We start from the raw sequence: 17388 nt of genomic DNA, 5'->3' as shown, positions 1-17388 counted from the left end.
GGTCTACCTCGCTACCGACAATATCGGCGGGGCCGGCTGCAGCAGATCCCGTAACTGTTGGATCAGCTCCTGTTCCTGAAAGGGCTTGGAGAAATAGGCGCTGGCTCCCAGCCGTTGGGCCAATTGGCGATGTTTCTCGCCGCTGCGGGAAGTCAGGATGACCACAGGGAGCTGGCTATACAGGGAGTGGCCACGAATCCGGGCCAACAAGCCAAAGCCATCCAGCCGCGGCATTTCGATATCACTGATCACCGCTTGGATGGGAACTCCTTTCTCAAGCCGTTCCCAAGCCTCTTGTCCGTCGCGGGCTTGTTCAACCCGAAACCCCGCCCTTTCCAGGGTTATGGCCAAGAAGCGGCGCACGTTAACTGAATCTTCCACCACCAGCAGATGGGGCTGGGCGGCAAACCTGGACTGGGGAAGGGGATCCCTTGCTGGCCAGCAGGGCCGATCCCGCTGGGCCAGCAGCCAGCTTAGGAGGGCAGGCGGATCCACGAAAAGGGCCATTCGCCCATCCGCCAAAACGGTGCAGCCAGAGAACCCCGGCGGCAGAGGCAGACCTCCCTCCACCGGACGCAGGGTGACCTCTTGCTCCCGCCAGAACCGATCCAGCAACAGACCGTAGGGCTGGTTGCCTTCCGCCACCAACAGCACCACAGGTCGGTCGAGGAGGGGGGTCCCATCCATTTCCTGGACAGGCTGCCAGCGGGCAAAGCGAAACCAACGCCCTACGGGGATCAAAGGAACCTGCTCTCCCTCCCAAAGGAAGGCATCGGCAGGAAGCTCAGGAGCCAGCAGCACCTCTTCCACTGCGTTGGCCGGAAAGGCCAACATCAACCCCCGGCACTCTGTTAGCAGCACGCGGCTGACGCTCAGGGAAAGAGGCAGAGTCAGGGTAAACAGCGTACCCTCCCCCGCCCTAGATTCCACCTGAACCTGCCCCCCAATTTGTTCCAAGTTGGTGCGCACCACATCCAAACCCACCCCCCGCCCCGAGAGCTCGCTGACTTGCTCGGCGGTGCTGAAGCCCGGCTGGAAAATGAGCTCAAGCAGCTCCTCCTTGGAAGCCTGATCCAAGTCGGCGGCAGAAAAGCCCATTTGCAAGGCCCGGGCACGCACCTTGTCCAGAGAAATCCCTCTTCCATCGTCGCGTACCGTAATGAAGGTGCGGTTGCCCCGTTGGCTGGCGGCAATTTCAATCAGCCCTTTGGCCGGCTTGCCCCGAGCCAAGCGGGTGTCCGGATCTTCAATGCCGTGGTCGAAGGCGTTGCGCACCAAGTGCAACAAGGGATCCGCCAAAGCTTCCAAAATCGAACGCTCGATTAGGGTGGATCCCCCCAGAACCCGCAGCTCCACAGGCTTGCCATGGGCTAAGCTCAGCTCCCGCAGTGCCCTGGGAAAGCGATCCGTCAAATCCGACAGCGGCTGCATGCGCACCTGGTCGAGACGCATTTGCATTTGCCGGGAGAGGCGGCTGAGCTGGCGGGCGCTGCCCTCGGTCTCCTGCAGCGTGGTGTCGATATCGGCGGTAACCTCGTCAATTTGCACGATGGTCTCCATCATCTCTTGGGCCAAAAGGTGCAGCTCCCCATAGCGATCCATCTCCAAGAGGTCAAAGGTATCGACCAGGGTCAGGCCGGGATCCCTTGCTTGTGATAGCAGAGAGGCGGGCACAGTGGCGGCGACGCGGTCGTAGCTGCTGCGCAGGCGGCTGTTGGTTTCTTCTAGGGTGCGAACCCGCTGTTTGAACAAGTTGGCCAGCTCCCGCAGCCGCTGCAGGCGGCTGTTGAGGCGGTTGCGCTCACTCGTGAGCTCTCCCAACAGCTCCCCCAACTGTTCTAGAGGGCGAGCCGGCACCCGTAGCATCTCAGCGGGGCTTTTGGCCCTGGCTGGAATTGCATCCGGCAGCTCGGCAGTGGCCCCTGGGGGGGGAGGGGCTTCTGCTGCGGAGGAGACCGGAGGCTCTGCCGCATCCCAGGAGCTGGGGAGAAGATTCGTCTGGCCCACCAGCACTAGGGCCTGCGAGTGTCGCCAAGCCTGTAAAACCGCCTGAGCAACGGGCAACACCTGCTCTTTCTCAGTTGGCGGCAGCGCTTCCAGAGCCTGGGCTGCCGAGCTGCACAAGCTGACAAAGGCAGGCAGATCCAACATTTCCCCCAGCGCCCCCAGCTCTTGGGCAGCGATGAGAAACTCCTCCCGCAGACAGGGCTGGTCGGGCGCGGCCAAAACTCCCTCCAGCCGCTGCAGGCAGGCTTCCACCTCCGTTTCAAACAGCAGTACCCGGATATCGCCCCCGGCTTCTGCAGCCAACACCTGCGCGGTATCTTCCGGCCGCAACTCCCCCACCTGCTCCCGCAGCCGCTGGAAGATGGGCTCCACTTTCTCCCTCAGCCAGTCTTCTTGCAACGGCTGCCTCTGCTGGTGGCGCTGGACAATTTGGCGCATGCAATCCAACGCCGCCAACAGGGTACGCTCTACTGCGGGCTTGGCTTTTTGGGGATCCACCTGCAAGATGTTGAAGCCGTCCTCCAGGCGGTGGGCCAGGTCGCTGAGCGCCGAAAACCCCATCATCGCCGCCCCACCCTTGATGGAATGGGCAGCCCGCAGCAGGCGATCCAAACGGGGGCGATCCAACTGCCGGGATCCCAGCCCCACTACCTCTGTCTCCAGGGTGTTGAGGTAAGTCTGGGCCTCCTCCAAAAACTGCAGCCTCACCAGCCATTCGCGCGGGTCGAGGCCATCGGGATTTGGCTCCATACTAGACTGCCTCCCCCACCTTGAAGGTGGACACCGAAGCCTGTAGCTGACGGGCAACCGCCACCGTAGCTTGGAGAGAGTTGGCCACCTGTTGCGAAGCTGACGCCGTTTGGGCGGCAATGTTGGCGATCTGCTGCATCAACTGCCGCACCGTTTGGGAGGTGTCGACCTGGGCCTCGGTGGAGCGGGCGATGGCCTGGAACAGTTGGTTCACCTGCCGCGAGACTTCCACAATTTGCCCTAGGCTCTGCTTGGCTGTTTCCACCAGGCGGGTGCCTTCCACCACCTGGCCGGTGCTGGTTTCCATCGCCTGCACCACTTCGCTGGTCTCCCGTTGGATCCCTTCCACGATGCGCTCGATCTCGCGGGTGGCCTCCGCCGACTGGGCGGCCAGAGCCCCCACCTCTTCGGCAACCACCGCAAAACCCCGCCCTTCTTCCCCGGCGCGGGCCGCCTCAATGCTGGCGTTTACGGCCAACAGGTTGGTTTTCAGGGCAATCTGGTTAATCAAGGACACCACCTTGGAGATCTGCTGGGAAGATTCCCCCAGCCGTTTCACTTTCTTGGCCGTTTCGGCCACCGTCTCCCGCAGTTGCAGGATGTTCTGTACCGTGCGATCCATGGTCAAGCTGCTGTCGGTAGCCGTAGTGGCAGCAGACTCAGCTACTGTGGCAGCCTGCTGGGCCTTATCGGCCACCTCCTGGATCGAGAGCGTCATCTGTTCCACAGAGCGCAAGGTCTCTTCAATTTGGATGGCCTGCCGGAGAGCCGCCTCGGCCAGCTCGCGAATGGCTGCCTCGTCCCGGCCAATCGATTGGTTGACTTGCCCGGCAGCCTGCTGCACTTGAATCACGATGTCGCGCAAGCTCTCGATGATGACGTTGAAAAAGTCTGCCATGATGCCAACCTGTCCGGCGGTTAGCTGCGCCCGCACGGTGAGGTCTCCCCGCGAGGCCTCTGTAACCTCGCCAATAAGCTGCAGCAGCTCTCTTTGCAGCGCTTCCGACCGCTCTCGTTCTTGGGCGGCCACGGCCTTTTGCTCCAGCGCCCCCAGGTTACCCAAAGCTTGACTCAGGCGGTTGGCCAGCTCGGCCAGGTTTTTCTGGTCTTCGTCAGACCAGCTCTGGCTTTGGGCGCGGCCTACGGCCAAAAAACCGTAAAGCTCATCGCCACGTACCACCGGCGCCACCATCTCGGCTTTTAATTGGATTGTGCCCAACATCTGCAGGTGGTCGGCGCCCAGGTCTACCCCAGGCACCGGGCCAAAAGCGTAAACTTGCCCACTGTGGAGAGCCTGCTGGAGCGGAGCCGGGATCCGGCGGAGGAAGGTGCCCAAGGTGTCAGGCAGGCTGCTGTCGCAGGATTCAGCAATAACCTGCGCCTCTTCGGGAGCGGTCAGGCGATAGAAGGCCACTCGTTGGGCACCAAAGCGCTGACGCATCTCGCCCAACAGCTCGCTCAGGGGATCGATCAGCTCTTGCTCTTGGCGAATCCGGGCAATATCGGCAAACCGTTGGGCCAGCCGGGTATCGGAGACTTGTCGCTCGTAGATGGCGTTGCGTTCCCGCACAAAGTTGCGCACCAGGATCAAGATGATCCCCCAGCTAACCAGCAGGATCGGGAAGCTGGTAGCCGAAAGGATCAAAGCCCCCAACAGATCCCGCTCGTAGAGCCGGACGCTGCTCTGAATGTTGCCGCGAATGGCCTCCAGGGTTTGGTTGATCCCTTCGGCGTAGATGCGCTTTTGCTCTTCGTACTCGGGGCTGTGCAGCAGGTCAAAGGCGCGTTCTTGCTCGCCGGCTCGAATCAAGTCAAAAGCCTGCACCTCCCACTCCACCAGTTTGATGTTGGCTTCTGTCGTTTTGGCTGCGTAGGCCTCGTAAGAAGCGGGATCCAATCGCTGAATCTCCGCCAGCACCTTATCCAACTGAGGTACATAGCGGTTGTAGCGCTCTTCCCAGGACAGATCCCCGCTGGCAGCAGCCATGCGGGCAGACATGGTCAAGACTTCATCCAAATAGATCACCTGATCGCTCAGGTTTTGCAGGGTGAACTGCCGCGAGATGGAAGGCTCGAAATCGAAGTAGGTGCGGGCTACGCTGCCGGCAGAAACGGCAAACAACAGGGAGCTGATGCCCAGCGGGAGACTGATCGCCAGAGCCAGACGGGATCCGGCGACTTTACCCTGGGGTCGAGAAGAGGGGGCCAACTTGAGGAAGAGGGGACGGAAGGAGACCATAGGGTTTTACCTATAGCTAGGAGAAAACGGTTGAGAGGGATCAAGGATTGGCTTGGGAATAGGCCGAGTTGAGCCTTTGGAGAATGGCAAGGGGGCTGAGTACCCAGAGAGTCTCTTCCTTTTCCTTTTCCCAGACCAAACCACTGCAACAGTCGCAGAGACTATCCAGCCGGAACCTATCTTGGACGGGTTGAGCTTCTGCTAGAGGCTGGATCTGCTGGCTGACCACTCGAGCCACCCCCCTCACTTGTTGCACAGCCAGGCCCAGCCCCCCACATTCTGGGCGCATCACCACCAGATGGTATTCGGGCTGCCCAACGTCCAAAGGCTCCAGGCCAAGAAACTGTCCCAGATCCACGCCCCAGAGGATGCGGTTGCGATAGTTGAACAAGCCCAGCACCCATGCGGGCTGGTTGGGGAGAAGAGTAAAGTGCTGTGGGGCAACAATTAGCACTTCCTGGGCAACTGTCATGGGCAAAAGGGCCCGACAGTCCACCCCCAACTGGAGATGTAAGTACAATTCTCCGGTGCGGACGGCAGTAGAGCTTTGGGAAGAAAAAGAGGTCGCCAGCATCTTTGCTCTCGCTCTGCAACGTCTAAGGCCCAACCAGACTGCACCCCAGAACCACGACCGCAACTTGGACTCAGCAAGGGAGATTCGCTGCAAAAAATCCCGAGACTCAACTCAGCACCACCGACTTCACGGCCCGCACAATGTCCTCGCGGCTAAAAGGCTTGGTCAGATAAAGGTCGATCCCTTGCTTCATGCCCCAGAGTTTGTCCAGCTCTTGATTTTTAGAAGTGCAGGCCACAACGGGCAACTTTTGGGTCTCCGGGTTTTTCTTGATTTGGCGGCACAACTCCAGCCCGCTCATGCCTTCCATGACCAAGTCCGTCAGCACCACATCGGGTTTGTCGCTGCGGATCTGCTGCAATGCCTCTTGGGCGCTGGCCACTGCCACCACTTGATAGCCTTCTGCCCGCAGGTAATCGCTGATGAGCTGGCGCTCCGAGGCCACATCTTCCACCACCAAAACTTTCACCATGATCGACAACTCCTTTGTTTTTCAACCACCGTAAGCTTAAGGTGCCCCTAGGTAAGATAGCGAAACACCATCTGCAGCAATTCTTCCTGCCGAAAGGGCTTGGTCAGGTAATCGGTAGCACCGGCCAAGCGCGCCTTAACCCGATCGATCAGGCCTTTGTGGCCCGTAACCATCACCACCGGCACATCTTTGAGTACAGAGGACTTGCGGATAAGGCTGCACAATTGGTAACCGTCCACGTTGGGCATGCCCACGTCCAGCAGGATGAGATCCGGCTTGAGAGTGGTCAGCTTCATCAAGGCTTTCAAAGAGTCGCTGATGGTGTGGATGACCAAGTGGTGCCCTTCCAGCAACCGCTGCAGCTCGCTGAGCATGGCTTCACTGTCGTCAATACAAGCCACAACCCAGGTTTTCGAGACTGGGGGGGATGGGCCCAGATCCGCAAGCCCGTTGGCCAGTTGGAGAGGCACGGTGGGGGTTTCTGAGGGCTGCAATTCTGTCTCAAGCCTGGCCGCGTAGGTTTTGGGCAGCCGATCAAAGGGGGGCTGGGGATCCCGTAGGACAAGGATGCCGGCTTGGATCAAAGGATGTAGGCGGCGAGCGATCCGCAGGTCGTCTTGATCGAGAAGAGCGCTCAACTGGCGGAAGCTAAACCCCTTCAGCAACCGGCCCAGACGTTCCTGTTGCTCGGCGGGAAGGCGTTCTGCCTGAGCCCGGCTGGCAAAGTAGGGCCGTTGGTAGGGGGAGGTGATCTCAGGCCCCAAAGATTGCCAAGCCTGTAGCCGCTTTTGGGTCAGATCGAGCAGGGATCCCACCTCCCACTGACCCAGGGTGGGCACCGTGTCCAACGGGATGATCTCCTGCCGAAAGCTGGTTGGAACCAGCAACAGATTTTGCAGCACCTCCTCGCTGATCCAGGTGTTCAGCCGACGCGCAGCTTCCCAAGGCAGCAGTTGTTCCGTCACCATCCAACTCAGCCCCAGAAGGTCTGCGGGCAGAGGTCCCGTCTCCTGAGCCAGCAGCGCTTCCACCTGCCTATGGATACGCAGGCAATTTTGGCGGGTCAGAGAAAAAACTTGATGGCTGAGCCGACGCAGGTGGCGGTCCAGTCGCTCCAAAGGCTCGAAGCTGTGGTGTGCAAATCCCAGACGACCTTGGTGGAACACCAATGACCAAGTGTCCAGCTCCTCGCTTCTGTCCAGAGCACTGCAATACCGAACAACCCCTGTGAAACCAGCCTCCACCTTCAGCAAATGGTCAGAGACTTGCGTACAGACGTTGGGGCAATTCATCGGCGGAGAGGACATGCTTGGGCAATTTTCTGCGCTGAGATTGACAATATCGGTGAAACTCTATGCTCCACTCACAAGTCGGCGCGAGAATGTTTTCAAGAATACGATTCAAGTTCAAGCACAGCTCCGACCCAGACAACCCCTTTTGAACCGAGCCTAACAGAACGGGCCAAGGCTGCACGAAACTTAGAGTAGGTTTTACAGAGTAGGTTATCGATGACTGGGGATCACCAGTCGATCGTCACAAATGAGAATTAACCTTCAGATCGTCTGGCGGTTTTCTTCCGCGGAAACTGTCCACGGAAAGCCTGCAAGACGCAAGACAATATAGAAGTAATCCGAATAAATCTCTTCCGTAAACATACGGAACTTAGATGCTCTCCAATTTCCAAAGCGGCTCCAGATAGGCTTGGCAGCGGCGCAGCAGTTGCCGACTTTCTTCAAAGCTGATCTGCTCCAAGGCTTCGGGGTAGGAGCACCAGCGGTAGGTGGTCACCTCCTCCGGCTGTACCTGCAGCTGAGGGGGAGGAAACTGGGGCGGCAGCAGGGCCACGTAGTAGGTAACGGTCTTGGCCACCGCGTTCCCCTCTGGATCTGTAAAGGTGTAGGCCTCCTGCAGCGTCAGGGGGTCGGGCTGGCCGGGCAGGGTCAGAAGCTGGTAGTCGGTCAGGCCGGTTTCCTCGCGCAACTCCCGCTGGGCTGCGGCCAGGTCGCTTTCGCCCTCATCTTTGTGCCCTTTGGGGAAGGCCCAATGCCCTTTCTGGTGCTGGATGAGCAGGTAGAGGTGGGATCCCTGGGCGGGCGGGAGGGGCAGCACCGGGATCACGCCGTAGGCAGCATCGGTCAGCATGGGAGCTAGTCTCCAAAGAGTTTGATGGCAGGTGGCTTGGGATCAAAAACCCCGTTGGGATCCACCCGCGGGCGCTCCACCCCTTGCAGGGGCGAGAGAGGGCGACCGGTGTCGAATTGAAAGAGATAGATCGGCAACTGGCTGTCGCCTAATGGCAAGAAGGCCAAGGTATCGATCTGGGTGAGGGCATTGCGGCTGGCCGGTCGGGTGAGGTTAAAGGCGGCGATGCGGTCTTCCAAGGGGGTCTCTGCGGCGGTGCGTCTGCCCAGGCCAATGCTAAATTGCTGGTTCCCCCGCTCGTCCACTCCTAAGGGCCGCACCTCTCCCAGCTCCAGTTGGGGACTGCTCTCCGGCAGACCGGCCACCACCGGCGGTGCATCCAGCGGCGGCTGTGAGGGCAAAAAGCGCAACTGCACCCCCTCTGGCAGAAGGCGATAGTCCTGGTAGTCGTGCCGGATGGCAAGGGATCCCCTGAACACGCGGCGGGTCAGGCCCTCCAGCGTCCAAAACCCATAGCCCACATTGATGCGGCTGCTCTCCGGCAGCCAGTAACGGGCGCCTCCCTGGGGAGCAGGCACTGCCGTAAACCCCATGAGGACATAAGCCTGCCCCCACACCCCTGACAAAAACAAGAGCACCTGCCGCGGCAGCCCTGACTCCGGCTCCAGCCACAGCTCCCGCAACTGGCCCTCCTGCAGGGGCTCCAGGCGCAAGTGCTGGACAGGGGATCCCGCCAGATCTGCTCGTTCTGAGGAGACGACGCGGTAGCGGCTGGGATCAGCCTCTAGCTCAAAACTCACCGAGGGCAGGAGCGCTTCGGGCCGGCTCACGTACACCGAATACAGCTTGAGCAGGTCCGATTGGTTCACCACCTCCAGTTGCCGCGAATCCAACAGGCGAATGCGGTCCCCTTCAGCTACCCACGCCTGCCAACTGCCGTCGCGGCGGCGGAGCACATCCAAGGTGGCTGTGAAGGTTTGGGATCCCTCCACCCGCACCTGCTGGCGGTACTGCAAGTTGGGCAGCGGCGGCAATTGCTTTAGAGCAGTGTTGAAGCGCTGCAGCCAAGCTTGGGGATCCAGCTCGGAGCTTGGGGGAGCAGCGGGATCCGACTGGGCCAAAGCCGGATCCCAAGACGGCGGGGCAACCAGCCCTGTTAGCAGGAAGACAATCCCGCCGAGGTAGCCGCAGCCTCGAAGGGATCCCGGCCGTCGCCATCTCCTGAGTTCGGACTGTCCAGGGGACATTGGCTTACCTCAGCTCACCCTACTAAACGGGGACGCCGCCCAGACCCCAGAGAAAACCCTCCAAAGGGATCCCTGGTACCTCTATTCGATGGAAATGGACTGGGGGCCTTGGGTGGGGGCGGGCGAATTCTCCACCCTCAAGCCCTGCGACTCCAGCCAACTGCGCAGGGGATCTTGCCTGACATCCAAACGCAGCAGGCCGCTCAGGAAGCCACCACAAAAAGGAACAGGATTGCTCAAAAAGGTCTTCCAGACCTCATTTATCTCCATAGCCACAACACCAACCACCCCCCAATCCTAGCAAGGACGGCAGTTGGGGATCCCCTACGGCCTGGCAATCGCAGCATTCCCGTATCCCCGCCGTTATTGGATATACTCAGCTCAGAGCTGCGCGGGCGCTTGTGATGACCTCTGCAAAACAGCTTGGCAAAATTCTGCTGGTGGACAGGGATCCCGCGGTTAGCCAGCAGTTGAAACGCAGCCTTGAGCAAGCTGGATACAGCGTCTTTGCAGCGCAAAACAACATCAAGGCTTTGGAAGCCATCATTCATCAATCGCCAGATCTGGTGCTGATGGAGTTGGTGCTGCCGGGGCTGAATGGGCTGGAGCTGTTGCAGAGGATCCGCTCGGCTCGTTCCCGCTTGGAGTTGCCGGTGCTGATCCTCTCCAGCTACAACGATGCAGCGGCCATGGTGGCCGCCTTTGACCTAGGGGCAGATGACTACCTCACCAAACCTTTCCTTCCTGAGGTGGTGCTGGCCCGCATTCGCTCTCAAATTGCTCTGGGCGCAGCCCGGCGAGCTGGCACTGCCAAGCAACCCAACCAGGTTGGCAAGGGGCGCTACCAAATGGAACGCTTGATCGGCATCGGCGGCTTCAGCCAAACCTACCTGGCCCGCGATACCCATCGTCCTGGCAACCCGCTCTGCGTGGTCAAGCGCCTGCGACACATGGACGATAAAGAAGACAAAGACCGAACAGAAGAGCACGAGAAGATAGCGGAAATTGCCAGGGCAGCCTTTGAGCGGGAAGCGCAAATCCTCGAGAAGCTGGGCCATCATCCCTACATTCCCAAGCTATTGGCCCACTTTGAAGAAGACGGGCAGTTCTACACGGTGCAAGATTTTGTCCGGGGATCCTCGCTGCGGCAGCATGCCAACCGGGGGGTGATCTGGTCGCCGGCCCAGACCGCCCACTTCCTTTGTGAACTCCTCAAGATCCTCGTCTTTGTCCACCAGCATGGCGTCATCCACGGCGATATCAAACCCTCGAATATCATCCAAACCCGACGAGACAAACGCACCCATTTCACCCTGATTGATTTCGGTGCCATCCAGCACATTGATGGCCCGCCTGGCCAAGATCCCTTCTCTGGCGTCTTCATCGGCACCGGCGATTATGCTCCTCCTGAACAGTTGTCTGGCTGCCCCCGCTTCAACAGCGATATTTTCGCCCTTGGTCGGGTGGCCGTAGAAATGTCTATGGGGACGTTGCCGCGGATCGGCGAACCCCTGGCCGAAGCCATTCCCTTCGGCTTCGGGGATCCGCGCCTGCTGGCCATTTTGGAGCGCATGGTTACCCCCGATGCAGATGCCCGTTACCCCACCGCCCAAGCCCTCTTGGATGAGATCCGGCCCCTATACAGGCAACTGCTGGCCGAATGCGCCCGACCCTCGCGGCAGCCGGTGCTTGTAGAACCGGAAGAGATGGAAATCACGGCTGCCGGGCGAGATCGTGGCTAAATGCCTCGGCTTCAAAGTGGCCGCTCATGCCCACAACTTGCCATTCGGCGCTGCGATTTCCCTGCTGGAAGCGCAACCGCCGCGCCCGCAGCGGCACCACCTGGATGACCTCGGCTGGAAACGCCTGGTACTCTCCCAGGTACTGCCGGGGATCCGGCGGCAGGTCGGCACTGCTTTCGATTTGAATCCAAAACACCCGCCCCGCCTGGTTGCCGTAGGCCCGGATCTGCTCTTGGCCTTGGTAGTGCTCCACGCCCCGTAGCCGCTGCCGCCCTACCTGCATAGACTTAGCCCACTCCGGCAAGGGATCCCCCAAACTCACAGCCCACGCCGGCCCGCCCAATCCCAGCCAACACAACAGCAGCAGCCCGCAAACCCAAGGCCATCGGTGTGACCTTCGGTTCCCGCTTTTCAAGGCTCGACCGAACATAGCAAGTTTTCCTCCGCAATTCAAAAAATCGCATCCCTCTCCCGGCTTTGGGGGCGGGGGAAGGAGTTGGGGGTGGACGACAAATTGTCAATTTGGGGCTTCTGGGTTTCCAATCTACTCTTTTAGACGCGGCCCAGTGGCAGCGCCCACAGCCGCCTGCTCTCCGGCAGGCGGGAGTTTACACCCTATCCCCAAGCTACGTGAGATAAGCTGAAGGTAAGCCCTAAGGAGAGCATCCCATGCTGGAAACCCCCAATGCCAACCCGGCCTCCCTGGAAAAGCCCTCGCCTTTCCTTTCTGCCGAAACCCTCAACAGGCTGATCGAGAGCAATACTGAAACTCGTCCCTGGGGCAGTTTCACGGTGCTGGAAGAGGGCCCCGGCTACAAAATCAAGCGGATTGTGGTGCTGCCCAAGCATCGCCTCAGCTTACAGATGCACTACCACCGCAGCGAACACTGGATCGTCGTTGCCGGCACCGCCAAAGTTACCTGCGGCGATGAAGAGCGGCTGATCACCACCAACCAGTCCACCTACGTGCCCCCCTGCACCAAGCACCGCCTGGAAAATCCCGGCGTCATCCCCCTGGTGATCATCGAGGTGCAAAACGGCCAGTACCTGGGCGAAGACGACATCGTCCGCTTCAGCGACGACTACGCCCGCGCCAACGGTGGGCAACCGGCAAAAGCCTGAGCTTGGCATCCTTGGCCAGATAGCCTAGAACGGGAAAAAGACCATCAGCAGCAAGGCGGCAATCAAGCCCAGCGCCACCTGCACCGCCTGCCCAAAAGGAGGATGGCTGGTCACCACTTCGCCATAGCTGCTCTGGAAGCGGGACAGATCTAGGTAGGGAACTACCCCCCGCCGGAACCATCCCACCACCGCTCCTTCTTGGCCGATCAGCCTGCCTGCCCGGCTCTCCCCAAACAGGAAGTTGCCCAGCGGCCCAAACCGAGAAACATAGCGCAAGAAAATCATCCCCGTCTCATCCTGGAACTTGAGATCGGCGCCAAAGCGATAGCCTGGATCCCCTCGCCCAATCACCCGCCCCTGCAACTGCATCGGCAAGCCGCGCAAGGGGCTGGCGTAGGGGTTGCTCATCGCCTTCAACACCGTCAACGCCGGCGGGTTTTCCAAGCTGGGGTACATCACCGTCATCTTCAGCAGTAGGCCCAAGCTGGCTCCCGCCACGGCCAGGCCGGCAAACATGCCGTAAGACCCTGCCCGTAGAGCCGGGATCCCGAGCACCATCCCCAAGATCGCCCCCAGCCACTCGGCGTTTAACAAAACCACGTCCAGAAGAAAATTGCCGTAGAGCTGCTGGCGGTTGAGCTGCTTGCCCTGGGCCACCACGCTGGCCATGTCGAACTCCACCGGCAGATCCAGTTGTTCGGCATAGGTGCCCAGCGCCCGCACCCGCTTGCCGGTGAGGGGATGGGTGGAGTTCAGCTCCATCCACCAGGCCCAAGGGTTAAACAGATCCCACAAAAACACCCTGCCCACCTGGCTGGGATCCGCAGCCACCCGGTAAGCTGTCCCCGCCATCACCGCCGCCTTGGCATCGTAGATCCCCAAGGCCCGCGTCCCTTCCAGCAGGCGAGCACTGCGCTGTCGGGCTTCCTCATCCTGTTCCCGCTCCCCTTCTTGCACAATGCCAAAGGCTATTTTCACCAGCGCCCGCGAGAGGGCGTTGGGGTTGCCGGTGGTTTCGGCGGCAAAGTGATCGGCAAAGTACTCCCGCACCCGCGACAGATACAGCACCAAGTAGGAGCCAGCCACGTAGAAAAAGTAGGCGACCAGCGCCAAGGAACCTATGTTTTTGCCCCCTCTGCGATCCCGGCGCGTGTCGCGCAGGTAGACGTAGAGGAGGTAGAGGATCTGCACCAACGTGGAAGCCAGGGTCATGACCGCGAAATCCCAGTGGATCACATGCCCCAGCTCGTGGGCATAAACTGTAGCCACCTCCTCATCTTCCAAGTAGGTGAACAGGCCCTCGCTGACGACGATGCGGGCCGTATCCGGCAGGCTGCCATAGGTAAAGGCAGTGGGGTTTTGGTCGCGGATCAGACCCAGCTTCGGCTGCTTCAGCTTGTACTGGCGGCAGACCCGTTCGATCACCTCCGCGCTTTCGGGGCTGCGACGCCCGATTTCTGCCAGGCTCACCCACTGGGTGCCGTAGAGGCTGTGCTGGATCCAGTCCATCAGCCAGGGGGACAAAAAGAAAATCAGGGCGTTGAAGGCCAGGGTGAGCAAAACAGCAAAAAGGAGAGAGCCAAAAGAGAACCCCCCTTCCAAGGTGCCGAAAACGGACAGGGCCAGCACAAACACCATGCCAAACAATAAGCTCAGGGTTACGCCGGCGGACATTGTCAGGTTGCCGGCAAAGCTGGCCAGAATCAGCGAAACCCCCACCTGGGGGGCGCGGTAGCTGCGCCTTGTTTGTCCGGTTTTAAGACCTGAGGTGGCGGGATCCAATTCGGCCAAGGTGCGGCTGGGATTGAAGCAATAGCGGCTCAGCCAAACGCTCAACAGGCGCAGCTCATGGGGATTGAGGCTTTTCAGAGGTTCCAGCCACAGGGATGCTTCCACCGACAACGTCACCGTCGAGACGGCGCCGGGGTTGCGGAACAAGGTGGGCAGCAAGGGCAGAACTTCCTCTTTTTGCCCAGCCGTGAGGCCGTGAAAACCCAGGATCGCCTGGCGCACCACGCTCGAAGGTTGAGGCAGGTCGGCAGTGAGCAACTGGCGGTCTTGGACAAAGCAGTAGCGGCTGAGATCTGGACTGTCGGCGGGATCCCCCCTGCCCGTCGCCGCTTCCGGAGCCAGCCTCACCTGAGTTTTCCAGTTGGCCTGCTGTTGGCCGATGGGGCGGCTGTAGAGGGCCAAGCGCTTGACTTGAGGATAGCGGCTGGGAATTGCCTTCTGGAACCAGGCCGTCAGCCTCTCATGGTTGAGAGCAACGTGAGCAGGGTGGTTGATCATGACCACCAAGGCGTAGTCCTCGGCATTGTCTTGGAGGGGCTGGGCCTTCACCTGGATCCTCAGACGCAGGTTTGCCAAAGCTTGCTCTAGCCACTGCGCCACTTCCTGCTCGTTCATAGCCATCTCCCGGATTGGGTAGGGTAAGCTCAGCTATTGCTGCAACTGCCAATGGCTTGCGACTTTACAGCGGCTATTCTGGCATGTTCCCTGCCAAGGGGATCCCCATCTCCCTACAAACTCAGTACAGCCCCGCTGCCGGGAGAGCGCCCAGAGCCAGCCTGAGCTTCGGGAATTGTTTGGCTACAAAATCGAGCGCTGCCCCTCCGGGCTGATGCCGATGATGGTGAGCTGGCAATCCAGCACCTTAAAGCCGTACTTTTCGGCCACTTTCTGGGTGATGTTGAGGATGGCGCTGTTTTTGAACTCGATCACCTTGTTGGTCTTGACGCACACCAAATGGTGGTGGTGGTGGGGGGCCGGCTGGTTGATCTCGTAATGCTTGTGGCCTTCGGTCAGTTCCAGCTCGCGCAAAATGCCCATGCGAGCCATCAGCTTGACGGTACGATAAATGGTAGAAAGGCTGATGTTGTGGCCTTCTTCCCGCAGCTTTTTGTGCAGATCCTCCGCGCTCAGGTGAGTCCCCTCAGGCAAGTTTTGAAAGGTCTGGAGGATGATTTCCCGCTGCCGAGTGGCTCGCCAGCCTTTGGCATTCAGCTCTGCTTTGAAAGCTTCTTCCGTGTAGACCATGATGCCGCCCCTCCGCTGTTGGGCAACGTCGCCGTAACAGTCAATAAGTTCTGTAATTGATAATAACTGCATTTGCAGCGATGCTAACGACCTTGGTTGTCAACACCAGGAAACCTGCCGGCAGAGGGCGAGAAAGTGGGTGCGGGAAACCGGATGCCCTATTCATTCGGGATGAGCTAGCCTACAGAGCATGGCTAGGGGATGGATTTTTCTGGTGTGCGGGTGAGTCTGGGCTAACATACTCGGGAAAAGGCCCGCGGCATCCCGGCAGCGTTGGTCAGCGTAGTCAATACGGGAAGGGAAAACAAAGATGCGGTTTGAGCAGCCCAAAACCTATTCCATTTCTCTAACCGGCTGGGGCTTCTGGCTGGGATCCCTGGCCTTGGCAGTTTTGCTGACCCGTGTCGGGTTGGGGTGGCTGGTCGCCGGGTTGGTGGCTCTGTTGGTGTTCTTGCTCTCTCTGCCGGTGTTGGTGCTGCTGGCCTTTCGCTGGTGGGCGCGCCGCTGGATCGCCACGGATCGCTGCCCGGTGTGTGGGTCAGAATCGCAGGCCATCGAGGGCAGCCGCTTCTTTTGCCCCAGTTGTGGCGAGCCGCTGTTTGTTGCCGATGGACATTTTTATCGACAAACGCCCCCCGGCACCATCGATGTGGAGCCGCTAGAAGAAAGCGGCTGGGAGTTGCCGAGCTGAGGGATCCGCTCCTGCGGTGGGTCGGCGTTTTTAGAGGGCATTTTGGGTGAAAGGTGCTCTGCAATACTATTGCGAACGACAGCGGCGGGTCTGGCGGCTGGTTGCGATCTGGGTGGGGATGCTCTCGGCGGCGCTCCTGCTGTTGAGCTCAGCTCATTTTTGCCAGGCGACGGCGCAGGGATCCCTGCAACCCCAGGTGGAGACCTACTTGGCCCAGCTGAGCGGTCGCGGCTTTGCTTCCGCCGCCCAGGGGGTTTGGCTGCAGATGGGCGACCAGGTTTTGGGGCAACATCAAGGATCCAAGGCTCTGCCGGCGGCCTCTCTGACCAAGGTGGCCACTACCCTGGCCGCTTTGCAGCAGTTTGGCCCGCACCATCGCTTTGTGACCACCTACTTGACAACAGGTTCCCTGGGAGCGGATGGGGTTTTGCAGGGCGATCTCTGGGTGCTGGGAGGGGAGGATCCCTTTTTTGTTTGGGAGGAAGCCTTCGCGGTGGGGAACGCCCTCAACGCCCAGGGGATCCGCCAGGTGCAGGGGGATCTGGTGGTGGTGGGCCGCTTTTACATGAACTTTTTCCAGGATGTGGCCCGCTCGGGCGCGCTGTTGCGGCAGGGGCTGGATGCCCGCCTCTGGCCGCCGGAAGCCCAGGCGCAATTCCAGACCTTGCCCCCCGGCACGCCCAGGCCGCAGGTGGAGATTTTGGGATCGGTGCGGGTTGCCCAGCAGATCCCCTCGGAGGCCCAGGTCTTGCTCAGGCATGAATCGCCCCCCCTCATTCACCTGCTCAAGCTGATGAACCTCTACAGCAACAATGCCATGGCCGAGATGGTGGCCAATGCAGTGGGGGGAGCAGCTCAGGTGGCACAAATGGCCCAGGCCATCACCGCGATCCCGGCAGAAGAGCTGTACCTGATCAACGGCTCGGGGTTGGGGGTAGAAAACCGCATCTCTCCACGGGCCAACGTGGCCCTGTGGCAGGCGATCCAATCGCTTCTCGAGGAGCAGGGGCTTTCTCTGGCCGATGCTTTTGCCGTCGTCGGCCAGGACGTGGGGGTGCTGGAGCGGCGGCTGCTGCCGGCGATCTTGATCGCCAAGTCGGGCACCCTGAGCGGCGTCAGCACCTTGGCGGGGGTATTGCCCACCCAGCAGGGGGATATCTGGTTTGCCCTGATGAACGGCGGATCTGACCTGGCCGGCTTGCGCGCCCAGCAGGGGCAATTCCTCAGCCAGCTCCAAGCGCAATGGGGATCCCCTGCCGCCTTACCCAAACGCTGGACGCCCCGCTCTCTGGATACGGGATCCCGCACGGAGCCTTTGCTACGTCCTCTTTGGCCACTCTAACCCTTTTGCAGGGAAGCTTTGCCG

Annotated in this window: 15 protein-coding genes; 4 read left to right on the top strand and 11 right to left on the bottom strand. The window is 60.2% G+C overall.

The window, feature by feature from the left end; all coding sequences use genetic code 11:
• Positions 1–3: 3 nt before the first annotated feature.
• The 8 genes from NW826_RS05170 to NW826_RS05135 all read right to left on the bottom strand — a co-directional run bounded on the left by NW826_RS05170 (position 4) and on the right by NW826_RS05135 (position 9671).
• Positions 4–2757 (bottom strand): response regulator, encoded by a 2754-nt coding sequence (locus NW826_RS05170; RefSeq protein ID WP_414509605.1) that lies wholly within the window; start codon positions 2755–2757, stop codon positions 4–6.
• Between the two features lies 1 nt (position 2758).
• The gene (locus NW826_RS05165) at positions 2759–4996 is read right to left on the bottom strand and encodes a methyl-accepting chemotaxis protein (RefSeq protein ID WP_414509604.1); all 2238 of its coding nucleotides are present in this window, start codon (positions 4994–4996) and stop codon (positions 2759–2761) included.
• Between the two features lie 40 nt (positions 4997–5036).
• Positions 5037–5570, bottom strand: coding sequence for a chemotaxis protein CheW (locus NW826_RS05160; RefSeq protein ID WP_414333988.1), 534 nt, complete (start codon positions 5568–5570; stop codon positions 5037–5039).
• A gap of 106 nt (positions 5571–5676) precedes the next feature.
• Positions 5677–6042, bottom strand: a complete 366-nt coding sequence (locus tag NW826_RS05155; RefSeq protein WP_414333990.1) for a response regulator — start codon at positions 6040–6042, stop codon at positions 5677–5679.
• Positions 6043–6089: 47 nt separating this feature from the next.
• Positions 6090–7160, bottom strand: a complete 1071-nt coding sequence (locus NW826_RS05150; protein ID WP_414333991.1) for a response regulator — start codon at positions 7158–7160, stop codon at positions 6090–6092.
• 544 nt (positions 7161–7704) lie between these two features.
• The gene (locus NW826_RS05145; protein WP_414509603.1) at positions 7705–8184 is read right to left on the bottom strand and encodes an NUDIX domain-containing protein; all 480 of its coding nucleotides are present in this window, start codon (positions 8182–8184) and stop codon (positions 7705–7707) included.
• A 5-nt stretch (positions 8185–8189) separates the two neighbouring features.
• Positions 8190–9431 carry a hypothetical protein gene (locus NW826_RS05140; RefSeq protein ID WP_414509602.1) on the bottom strand — a complete coding sequence of 414 codons (1242 nt, stop codon included), beginning with the start codon at positions 9429–9431 and terminating at the stop codon, positions 8190–8192.
• A gap of 81 nt (positions 9432–9512) precedes the next feature.
• A complete protein-coding gene (locus NW826_RS05135; protein WP_414509601.1) occupies positions 9513–9671 on the bottom strand; it encodes a hypothetical protein in 159 nt (52 codons plus the stop codon).
• 164 nt (positions 9672–9835) lie between these two features.
• On the opposite strand from NW826_RS05135, the gene NW826_RS05130 reads away from it, so the two are divergent.
• Positions 9836–11173, top strand: coding sequence for a protein kinase domain-containing protein (locus NW826_RS05130; RefSeq protein ID WP_414509600.1), 1338 nt, complete (start codon positions 9836–9838; stop codon positions 11171–11173).
• Here the strand turns inward: NW826_RS05130 and NW826_RS05125 are convergent.
• On the bottom strand, positions 11145–11477 hold the full coding sequence (locus NW826_RS05125; protein WP_414349148.1) for a hypothetical protein: 333 nt from the start codon (positions 11475–11477) through the stop codon (positions 11145–11147). The two genes, NW826_RS05130 and NW826_RS05125, sit on opposite strands and share 29 nt — an antisense overlap.
• A 365-nt stretch (positions 11478–11842) precedes the next feature.
• On the opposite strand from NW826_RS05125, the gene NW826_RS05120 reads away from it, so the two are divergent.
• Positions 11843–12295 (top strand): phosphomannose isomerase type II C-terminal cupin domain, encoded by a 453-nt coding sequence (locus NW826_RS05120; RefSeq protein ID WP_414337358.1) that lies wholly within the window; start codon positions 11843–11845, stop codon positions 12293–12295.
• A gap of 24 nt (positions 12296–12319) precedes the next feature.
• Here NW826_RS05120 and NW826_RS05115 read toward each other — a convergent pair whose 3' ends face one another.
• The gene (locus NW826_RS05115) at positions 12320–14701 is read right to left on the bottom strand and encodes a M48 family metalloprotease (protein WP_414509599.1); all 2382 of its coding nucleotides are present in this window, start codon (positions 14699–14701) and stop codon (positions 12320–12322) included.
• Between the two features lie 183 nt (positions 14702–14884).
• Complete coding sequence (locus tag NW826_RS05110) at positions 14885–15331, bottom strand: Fur family transcriptional regulator (protein WP_414334007.1); 447 nt, start codon at positions 15329–15331, stop codon at positions 14885–14887.
• A 310-nt stretch (positions 15332–15641) separates the two neighbouring features.
• Between NW826_RS05110 and NW826_RS05105 the strand changes: the two genes are divergently transcribed.
• The gene (locus tag NW826_RS05105; protein ID WP_414334008.1) at positions 15642–16022 is read left to right on the top strand and encodes a hypothetical protein; all 381 of its coding nucleotides are present in this window, start codon (positions 15642–15644) and stop codon (positions 16020–16022) included.
• Between the two features lie 46 nt (positions 16023–16068).
• Positions 16069–17364 (top strand): D-alanyl-D-alanine carboxypeptidase, encoded by a 1296-nt coding sequence (locus NW826_RS05100; RefSeq protein ID WP_414334009.1) that lies wholly within the window; start codon positions 16069–16071, stop codon positions 17362–17364.
• The last annotated feature ends 24 nt before the right edge of the window (positions 17365–17388 follow it).

The sequence above is a fragment of the Synechococcus sp. OH20 genome (assembly GCF_047502685.1).
In the GTDB taxonomy this organism is placed as follows: domain Bacteria; phylum Cyanobacteriota; class Cyanobacteriia; order Thermostichales; family Thermostichaceae; genus Thermostichus.
This window is presented reverse-complemented; position numbering and strand designations above follow the sequence as displayed.